Source organism: Streptomyces sp. URMC 123 (genome assembly GCF_051386515.1).
Lineage (GTDB): Bacteria > Actinomycetota > Actinomycetes > Streptomycetales > Streptomycetaceae > Streptomyces.
On record NZ_JBPQTV010000046.1, the window covers coordinates 21744 to 28134 of the forward strand.

Here is a 6391-nt window from a genome sequence, read left to right on the forward strand (position 1 = left end):
CTGTCAAGGAGGGTAGGGAACGCGCCACCCTCATCCGGACCGCACCACCGCACCGACCCACCCGATGCGCAGCCGCCGCCGGCCGCACCGGCTGCGCCCGCCCACCGCGTGGGTGCGCACCCGGTTGAGGCGGTGCGCACCCACGTCCAGCGGTGGTGCGGCTACCGGTGCGCACCGGGTGCGGCATGCGCCGCGTGAGCCAGCACCAGGTGCTCGTCGCGCATCGCCTCCAGAGTGTCGGCGGTGTCCGCCTGGTCGGGGTCCTGGATGACGCTCGCCGCGAACCGGATGATGCTGCGGGCGATGCCCAACGCCCCTGTGGTGGGGGAGTCCCGCGCCCAGTCCCGCAGCGCGGCCAGCAGCACGCAGCCGACCTCCTCCAGCGCGAAGGAGTCCGCGCACGGGTCGCTGCTCCCGCCCACCGTGGTGAGGGGCCAGACGATGTCCCCGGCCAGCCGCAGCAGGACGAACGCCAGCTCCGGGTCCGCTTCCGCCTGTCCGGCGACAGCGGCGCCGCCGCCCATCTGCAGCGCCAGGAGGTAGTCGAAGCCCTGCTGCACCTGCTCGGGCGTCAGCGGTGTACGGGACGGGATCAGGGACGGCATCACGCGCTCCTCACGGTGGCCGCCGCGCGATGCGCGGCGTCGTCCTCGCATACTCGGTGTGCTGGCTTGTGGACAGCGGCCGGAGAACTCACCCCCGCCCCAAGGCAGGACAAGTCGGGGTTGCAAGGGGCAAATCCGGCCCCCTTGGCCACCGCGGCGGGTCCGAGCACGAGCCCCGACCGCGACCCCTTGACCAGGCCGGCCACCGCCGCGTTTCTCCTTGACCGCGCCCCCTAGCGACCACCGTCAGACCGCTGACAAGGGGGCCTCCTGCACGCTGCTCCCTCGATCACCGCCGCCCCGCCCGAGGGCGGCTCGAGACGAAGGAGCCACCGCGATGACCGCGCACCGACCACCGGCAGGCGCCCGGCGCGCCCACCCCGACCATGGGCCCGGACGGCACCGGGCAAGCCGAAGCGGGCTCCTTGAGCGGCTCCCGCGGAGGGCCCTGGGGAACCCCCTTTGGTGCCCCTCACCCGAGGGAGGCGACAACCCCCTGGCCAAGCCAGGGATCGTCGCGAAAACCACGCCGTCACAACCCTCTTCTCTCCTCCTGATGTCCGTAAGGGAGGAGAGCATCGGGTTCCGGGGGACCCGGGCGTCCTCCCCGGCCGGGCGCGGCCAGTCGCGGCGGGCGCCCGGTGGCCGGCCGCGAGCGATGAGGGAGCAGAGCTGATGGCGGGGAAGCGGAAGACCAACCCGGCGGGGTCCACGAACAATCTGCGCGGCGACGTGCTGAGCGTGCTCGGAGCGCTGAAGGTCGCCACGGCTGATCAGATCCAGCGGATCGGCGCTCCGCACCTGAGCTTCAGGCACACCGACAAGAAGACCCCCTCCGAGCAGAAGACCGCTCGCACCGCCTCGCACACCGGCGCGCTCTCCGACATGCGCAAGCACGGCCTCGTCGAGAACGGCGGCTCCACCACCACCGGCGAGAGACTGCGGAACCTGACCCCCAAGGGCCTGGAGGCCGCCTCCTACGAACTGCGGCGCCCCGTGACGGAGATGGGCTCCACCGCCCGCGGCGCGGGCTCCAGCGGCGCCTCACACCCGATGGCCGTCAACGAGACCGTGATCGCGATGCTGCGCCCGAAGCCGAACATGGCCAAGCTCGCCGACGACCCGGCCGATGTCCGGGCCGCCGCCCAGGCCGCCGTCGACGCACCGGCCGGCATCGGCACCATCGCCTCCTACTGGACCGAGGTCCCGCTGCCCGCCACCGGCACCTGGAACGCGCCCGGCAAGGGCGGCGCCCAGGCCGACATCGTCCTCACCGCCCCGCAGGACAACGTGCCTCTGCTGTTCATCGAGGTCGACAACTGCCACGAGACCGCGGAGGAGCTCGCCGCCAAGCTGGAGAAGTACGCCCGGTTCTTCCGGCGGAAGGTGAAGGACACCGACGGCCGTGAGCGCCCGATGTGGCGCACCCGCTGGACGGCCCCGGACACCTGGTCCGGCGATGCGACGCACCCGCCCATCCTGCTGGTGTTCAACCGCATCGGCGAGCGCAACCCCAACCGCACCGTCCCGCGCCTGCGAGAGCTGACCCGCCACCTATGGCAGGGGGAGCCGGAGAAGGGCTTCCACGTCTACGACGGGAAGATCCCGATTATCGCGACCGGCCTGAAACACCTGCGCGCGCACGGCCCGGCCGGACCGGTGTTCCTCCGCTTCGGGCGCACCCACATGCAGCCGCTGCGGGAGGCGATCGGCAACCCCCGGCGCGAAGCGGCCAATGCCCGCGCCCGGCAAGAGGCCAAGGCCCGGCAGGAGAAGTACCAGGCACAGATGCGGCAGGCGGCCCAGGAGCAGGCCGCGAAGAAGGCAGCCGAGCGGGAGGCCCGCCGTCCCAGCTGCACCGGCTGCGGGAGGAGGTTCAGCGACGAACGGTGGCAGGCGACGGACTGGGGAAGCCCGAAGGACACCCACCCGCACCTGTGCGACGACTGCAAGCGCACGGCCATCGCCACCGAAGGCCAAGCCGCCGGCGAGCAGGAGCATCAGGGCCCGGCGCGACGGGAACCACAGCAGCAGCATGTCCAGCGTGAGGCTGGCCGTCCCCGCTGCACCGACTGCGGTGCCCCGTTCACCGACGAACGGTGGAAGGCGATCCGGCGCGTCGGCTCGGGCGTCACCCCCGAGCCCCGCCCGTCTCTGTGCGAGGACTGCGATCAGCGGTTCCTCACCGACATAGCCCACGCCTGGGGCCAGCACCGGCACCAAGAACACGGCCAGGCCGTGCCCGAGCAGAAGGCCGGCGGAACCTGGCTCTCCCGCTTCCGCAGGTAACACGAGCGGCCCCGGCCGTCGGTGATGGCTGCCACGCTCAGCGGGTGCGGAAGTCGTCGAAGACGGGCGGCGAAGCCCGCAGTGAAGCGGAACCCGGCAAAATTGCCGGGTTCCGCGGGCCCGTAGGCCAAAGCGCCCGCCGAGCGCGTGGCCGCCGCGTCGCAGGGGGCCCGACCGGGTACGGGGACCGCGATGACGAGCACCTGCTGGGCCACCGGCCCTACGGCGCTGCCTACCCGGGCGCCTCGTCGCCGGTAGGTCGCGCCGCCTAGGCTGAGCGACACAGCGTGAGAACCGGCGAACCCGCGGGCCGTGGCGGCCGGTGCGGGGCGGGAGCGGTGGGTCGGCTGGTGCAGTGGGCCCGGTGAGGAGGACGTGCGTTGCAGTGGCAGCAGGCGGCGGAGCGGGCGCACGACATCGTCACGGGCTCTCGGCAGGGTTTCCTGTACCCGGTGGGCTCGTGGGACGGGCGGGCGATCCGCGGCGTCCTGAGTGTGGTCCTGGCCGGCCTCGCTGCACGGCAGAGGTGTGTGGTCGCCGAGGTGGCGACGGGCAGCGTGCTGTGGCACGTGGCCCAGGGGCCGGAGGCGGTGTACGCGCTCGGCCGGGAGCTGGGGCTGGACACCGACACGGGGCGGCCGGAGGCGCTAGCACGGGAGGAGTGGGCGTGGCTGACCCGCCGGTGGCCTGCCGCCCCGCCCCTGGCGAATTCCGACGGTCTGCCGCGGGGGATCGGCCGGGGGTCGGAGCTGCCGGCGGTCGACATCTGCACCCTGCGCGCGTTCTTCCCCGTCCGGGACGCGCTGGCCGCCGAGCGGCCCCCCGGACTGCCGCCCCAGGCGCAGGTGCTGGTGACCGCTGGCGCGTACGAGGGGCGCGCGGGCATCGTGGACGCGCCGACCTGGCTCATGGACGATGAGCGGCAGACGGCGGAGCCGGGACCGCCGCAGGGCTACGAGGTGCTTCTCGCAGCGCCGACGCCGCCGGCCGCCGCGCAGGGCCTGGAGTGCCGGCGGGCGGATGCGGGCGAGCGCGTCATCATCCCTGCCGGTGACCTGGTGGCCATGCAGGAATAGCGCCACCGGCCGGGCCGCAGGGGCACCGCGGGCGGTCACCGGGGCGGGGGTGCGAGCGAGCCGAGGGGCGATGAGGACGATGGCGATGACCGGACGGCACAGCCGGCGATGAACGAAGTCGACCCGGATGCGCCCATGATGGCGGCCGACGTGGGCACCCACTGCCTGCTCGGCCCCGACGGCATCCTCCAAGTCCGCTTGACCCAACGCCTGCTGCCCCCGCCCGGTCCGAGCCCGCGGCAGCCCGCACCCCTCATCCAGGATCGTGAGCAGCACCGGGTGGTTCTCGAGCCGCGCCCCCGCGCCGGGACGCACGTTCCCGCCTCGCGGGCCCAGGAGCAGCGCAGGACATGGCGCGCTGCGCAGCTCCATTACGAGTCGCTGGCGGCCACGGCCGACATCCTCCTTGCTCGGGCCGATGACGCTCCGCCCCTGCTGGTCCTCGACACCCTGCGTCGGCGCCATCCCGCCCTGGCGCTCGGCATCATCGCCGACGAGCACACCGTGGTGGCCTGGATGCACACCCACGGACAGGACCGCGTGTCGGGGTACCTCGTCACCATCACCTGCTCCGAGCCCCGCGCCCCCGTGGAGATGTTCCCGTCGGCGTTGTGGGCCTGGTCCCTGTGGTGGTGGGAGCAGGCCCAAGCGCTCATCGACGATCGGCGCGTCAGCTTCCGTGACCTGCCGCCACCACCCCAGCACCTCGACCTCGCCACAGAGGGACACACCTACCGCCTTGAGCTCACCGGACCCGAGCGCCTCAGCTTCCCAGCCCGCCATCCCCAGCCCGCCCGGCCGTTCGACTAGGCCCAGCTCCCCGGTCTGCCGCTGGGGGGGCGGGCGCCCGGTCGGTGGACGTGCCGGGCCCGCCTGCCGGATGCCGGCTGCCGTTGCGGGTACCGTCCTGTCTGGCTAGCCGCGTACTGCCGCTCAACTGCTGGTCCCGGACCCACGCCGTACCGGGCAGGTGGTCAAGGTCTTTCGGGGCCCGCGCTCCCAGGTGTCACTCGTCCTGCTGACGGCAGACGTACGTGCTGGTCGGGGGCGTGGCCCGGCTGGCAAGGGGTACGCCATGCCGAAGAACCAGTCCACCGCTGCTCAAACCGCGCGCAAGGCCGCTCGTGACGGCGCGAAGTACACCACCGCTTTGAGGGCGGCCCGGGAGGCGCAGGCCGCCGCTGGTCGGGCCGACGCTCCTGTTGTCCGGTTCCTGGCCAAAGGGTCATGGGACGCCTGCCACCTCGTCGCCAAGATCGCGGCAGTCTGGGCGAGGGAGGGGCAGCGCGTTCTCCTTCTTCAGGAGCACGACCCGTACTGGGGGATGGCGTTGCGCCGTCGCCGCCGCGGGAAATCCGATGAGCCGCCGAGCCCGCCGCAGCCGCGGACCACCACGCTGTGGTCCTCGTGCTCGACCCCCGGGACGCTGGTGCTCCACGCCTGCCTCTGGAAGAACCGAGGGTCAGCACAGCCCGGCGGCCGTGGAGGGCCGCAGGACGACCTGAGTCCCCTTCGAGCAGTTCTGGACGACGCGCGCAGGGACTACGACGTCGTCGTGCTGCTGCCGCACCGAGGATGGTCCTGCCCCGACCGGGAAATGGCCACTGCCCACGTCGCCCTGGCTGAGGTGGATGACTTCCCGCACATCGACTGCCTGATCGTGCTGCCGGACACGCACGAGGTGCAGGGAGCGGCGCTGAGCCCCGAGCAGAGCGCGGCGGTGCTGCGCGAGCGGTGCTTGTCCTTCCTCTTCGGCTACAGCAGCCTGCCCATCCCCCTGGCAGGGGTGATCTGGCAGGTGAACGGCAAGCTGCCGGTCGACGAGGGCTTCCTGGCCGGCGTCGACAGGGACATGGAGCGCGCAGGGCTGCGTCCCCTCGGCTGGACGATCCGGGAAGGCTGGCGCACCGGGCTCCAGCGGCTGCCTGAAGCCGGCGAGTTCCAGGACCCTGCCTTCACCGAGCCGTACCAGCAGGTCGCCGTACGCCTACGTGCGTCGTTGGGCGGGGGCTGACGCTTCCGGGGCCCCTGGGCGGCGGGTATCGGCGTAGATCCGGGCTTTGACGCCGGGGGCGCCAGGGTGGCGCCGAACCGGGGTGATGCCGGAGGTGGCCCACTGCTGCTGGAGGCGGTCCATGACGGTGTGGAGGGTGGCTTCGTCGGCGGCGGTGACGTCCAGAACGACGAGGCCGGGCTCGCACAGATGCTGCTGGTCGATGCGCATGCCCTGACCGACGCCCGGCTGCCGCTGCCGGTTCACCGGCGCCCGGCCGGTCACCCGGACGGGCGAGGAGGCCACGCGGGCGCGGGCGGCCGGCTGGCCGGAGAACGGGGCGGGCCGTAGACAGAAGGTGGTGAAGGCGGCTCTGGTGGCAGGGCGGGGGCTGGGGCTGCTGCCCCCGCCCTGGCGGGGGGGGGGGC

Annotated in this window: 6 protein-coding genes; 4 read left to right on the forward strand and 2 right to left on the reverse strand. The window is 73.1% G+C overall.

Annotated elements, in window-relative coordinates:
* Positions 1–161: 161 nt before the first annotated feature.
* On the reverse strand, positions 162–605 hold the full coding sequence (locus ACSNOD_RS08970; protein ID WP_436766259.1) for a hypothetical protein: 444 nt from the start codon (positions 603–605) through the stop codon (positions 162–164).
* A gap of 675 nt (positions 606–1280) precedes the next feature.
* On the opposite strand from ACSNOD_RS08970, the gene ACSNOD_RS08975 reads away from it, so the two are divergent.
* From ACSNOD_RS08975 to ACSNOD_RS08990, 4 genes are all read left to right on the forward strand, one after another.
* Positions 1281–2894, forward strand: a complete 1614-nt coding sequence (locus tag ACSNOD_RS08975; RefSeq protein ID WP_436766260.1) for a replication-relaxation family protein — start codon at positions 1281–1283, stop codon at positions 2892–2894.
* Between the two features lie 380 nt (positions 2895–3274).
* Entirely contained in the window at positions 3275–3970 is a 696-nt protein-coding gene (locus tag ACSNOD_RS08980; protein ID WP_436766261.1) for a hypothetical protein, read from the forward strand.
* 108 nt (positions 3971–4078) lie between these two features.
* Positions 4079–4780: a hypothetical protein gene (locus ACSNOD_RS08985; RefSeq protein WP_436766262.1), complete on the forward strand. Its 702-nt coding sequence runs from the start codon at positions 4079–4081 to the stop codon at positions 4778–4780.
* 265 nt (positions 4781–5045) lie between these two features.
* A complete protein-coding gene (locus tag ACSNOD_RS08990) occupies positions 5046–5984 on the forward strand; it encodes a hypothetical protein (RefSeq protein ID WP_436766263.1) in 939 nt (312 codons plus the stop codon).
* On the opposite strand, the gene ACSNOD_RS08995 is transcribed toward ACSNOD_RS08990, so the two are convergent.
* Positions 5958–6391 (reverse strand): DUF6207 family protein (locus tag ACSNOD_RS08995; RefSeq protein ID WP_436766264.1); only part of this gene is annotated, 434 nt, incomplete at its 5' end. The genes ACSNOD_RS08990 and ACSNOD_RS08995 overlap by 27 nt on opposite strands.

Bases quoted from the DNA above. Each gene is read 5' to 3' on its own strand.
- ACSNOD_RS08970 (WP_436766259.1), bottom strand. From the start codon at position 605: ATGCCGTCCCTGATCCCGTCCCGTACACCGCTGACGCCCGAGCAGGTG.
- ACSNOD_RS08975 (WP_436766260.1), top strand. From the start codon at position 1,281: ATGGCGGGGAAGCGGAAGACCAACCCGGCGGGGTCCACGAACAATCTG.
- ACSNOD_RS08985 (WP_436766262.1), top strand. From the start codon at position 4,079: ATGAACGAAGTCGACCCGGATGCGCCCATGATGGCGGCCGACGTGGGC.
- ACSNOD_RS08990 (WP_436766263.1), top strand. From the start codon at position 5,046: ATGCCGAAGAACCAGTCCACCGCTGCTCAAACCGCGCGCAAGGCCGCT.